The sequence below is a fragment of the Immundisolibacter sp. genome (genome assembly GCF_028696615.1).
GTDB lineage: Bacteria > Pseudomonadota > Gammaproteobacteria > Immundisolibacterales > Immundisolibacteraceae > Immundisolibacter.
In genome coordinates this window covers 1-2,537 of the sequence record NZ_JAQVGQ010000322.1, presented here as the reverse complement: position 1 = coordinate 2,537, position 2,537 = coordinate 1, and the positions used below count along the sequence as shown (strand labels likewise).

The following is a 2,537-nucleotide window of genomic DNA, read 5'->3' as shown; positions in this document are numbered from 1 at the left end:
CGCTTCGAGCCCGGCCAGGACGACGACGGCATCACCGTGCGCGTGCCGCGGGCGCTGCTGTCGCGCGTCGACGACGCTGCATTCGACTGGCTGATCCCGGGCTGGCTCGCCGAGAAATGCGCGGCGCTGATCCGCAGCCTGCCGGGGGCGCTGCGCCGGCAGTTCGTGCCGGCGCCGGACGTGGCGCGCCGCGCGCTCGAACGCGTGCAGCCGGGCGCGGGGCCGCTGCTGCCGGCGCTCGCCGAGGCGCTGTCGCAGCTCACCGGCACCGAGTGCCCGGTGTCGGCCTTCGACCCGCAGCGGCTCGACCGGCATCTTCGGATGCGCGTCGAGATCGTCGACGACCACGGCACGCCGCTGGCCGCCGGGCGGGATCTCGCCCAGCTTCGGGCGCGCTTTGGCGCCGCAGGATTACCGAAGTCGGCGCCCTCCCCTGCGCACGCGCTGGAGCGGGACGGCATCACTACCTGGGATTTCGGCCCCTTGCCGGCGAAGGTCACCCTACCCGGCCCCGGCGGCGCGCTGCTGCTGCGCTTCCCGGCGCTGGTCGATGCGGGCGAACGCTGCGCGCTGCGCCTGTTCGACGATCCGGCCGCCGCGCAAGCGGCCCACCGCGGCGGCGTGCTGGCGCTGCTCACGCACGCGCTCGCCGCAGACCTGCCCGGCGCCGCGGCGCTGGCGCCCGTGGCCGCGCTGTACCGGCGCCTGGGCGATCCGGCCGACCTGCTGCGCCAGCTCGAGCGCGCCATCCTCGCCAGCGTGTGGGTGGAACCGGCCGCGCCGCGCGATGGCGGCGCCTTCGAGCAGCTCGCCGCGATGCTGCGCGAACGCCTGCCGGGCATCGCCGCGCGGCTCACGCAGGCGCTTGCCGACACGCTGCGCGGCGCGCGCGAGCTCGAGCGCGCGCTCGACCAGCGGGCGACGCTCGCCCTGCTCGACGTGGTGGCCGATCTGCGCGACCAGCTCGGGCGGCTGGTTTACACGGGCTTTCTGGCACACACGCCGCCGGAGTGGTTCACCGAGCTGCCGCGGTATCTGCAAGCCGCGCAGCTGCGCCTGGCGCGGGCGCAGCGCGAACCGGCCGCCGAGCGCACCGCCCGGCAGTCGCTGCAGCCGCTGTGGCAGGCGTTCTGGCAGGACTATCCGGCCCACGCCACGCCGGCGCTGGCCGAACTGCGCTGGCTGCTGGAGGAACTGCGCGTGCAGCTGTTCGCACCGGCACTCGGCACGCGCCAACCGGTGTCGGTGGCGCGCCTGACGCGACTGCTGGAGGCGGCCAGGGTTGCGGGTTGAAGGTTTTTTCGCGGCTGAAGCCGCTCCTACACGGTTTTTTTGCAGGTAGGAGCGGCTTCAGCCGCGAGGGCCACCACGCCTATGTTTGCGCGCCCATCACCCGCCCCGGTGGGCCACCAGCTCGTCCACCACCGACGGGTCGGCCAGGGTGGTGGTGTCACCGATGTTGGACAGATCGTTCTCGGCAATCTTGCGCAGGATGCGGCGCATGATCTTGCCCGAGCGCGTCTTGGGCAGGGCGGGCGCCCACTGGATGACGTCGGGGCTGGCGATGGCGCCGATTTCCTTGCGCACCAGGTCGACCAGCTCCTTGCGCAGCGCCTCGCTGGGCTCGATGCCCGCCATCAGCGTCACGTAGGCATAGATGCCCTGACCCTTCAGATCATGCGGGTAGCCAACCACGGCGGCCTCGGCCACCGCCTCGTGCAGCACCAGTGCAGATTCGATCTCGGCCGTGCCCAGGCGGTGGCCGGACACGTTGATCACGTCGTCCACGCGGCCGGTGATCCAGTAGTAGCCGTCGGCGTCGCGCCGGCAGCCGTCGCCGGTGAAGTAGTAGCCGGGATAGGCTTTCAGATACGTGTCGATGAAACGCTGGTGGTCGCCGAACACGCTGCGCATCATGCCCGGCCAGGAGCGCTTCATGACCAGGTTGCCGCTGGCGGCGCCCTCGAGTTCCTCGCCGTTCGCGTCCATCAGCGCGGGCTCGATGCCGAACAGCGGCCGGGTGGCCGAGCCCGGCTTCAGCGGCGTCGCGCCCGGCAGCGGTGAGATCAAAATGCCGCCGGTCTCGGTCTGCCACCAGGTGTCGACGATCGGGCAGCGCCCCTCACCCACCACGCGGTGGTACCACTCCCACGCCTCGGGGTTGATCGGCTCGCCGACCGAGCCCAGCAGGCGCAGGCTCTTGCGGCTAGTGGACTTGACCGGCCCGTCGCCGGCGCGCATCAGCGCGCGGATGGCAGTCGGCGCCGTGTAAAAAATGTTGACCTGGTGCTTGTCGATCACTTCCCAGAAGCGCGCCGGGGTCGGGTGCGTCGGCACGCCCTCGAACACCAGGCTGGTGGCGCCATTCGCCAGCGGGCCGTAGACGATGTAGCTGTGGCCGGTCACCCAGCCGACATCCGCCGTGCACCAATACACGTCGCCGTCGTGGTAGTCGAACACGTACTTGTGCGTCATCGCCACGTAGGTGAGGTAGCCGCCGGTGGTGTGCAGCACGCCCTTGGGTTTGCCGGTGGAAC

2 protein-coding genes are annotated in these 2,537 nt (G+C 71.5%); one reads left to right on the top strand and one right to left on the bottom strand.

The features are described 5' to 3' along the window. Positions 1-1,293: DUF3418 domain-containing protein (locus tag PHC73_RS13840; protein WP_300129422.1), on the top strand; the 1,293-nt coding region annotated here is incomplete at its 5' end. A 96-nt stretch (positions 1,294-1,389) separates the two neighbouring features. Here PHC73_RS13840 and PHC73_RS13835 read toward each other — a convergent pair. After that, positions 1,390-2,537 (bottom strand): acetate--CoA ligase (locus PHC73_RS13835; protein ID WP_300129420.1); only part of this gene is annotated, 1,148 nt, incomplete at its 5' end.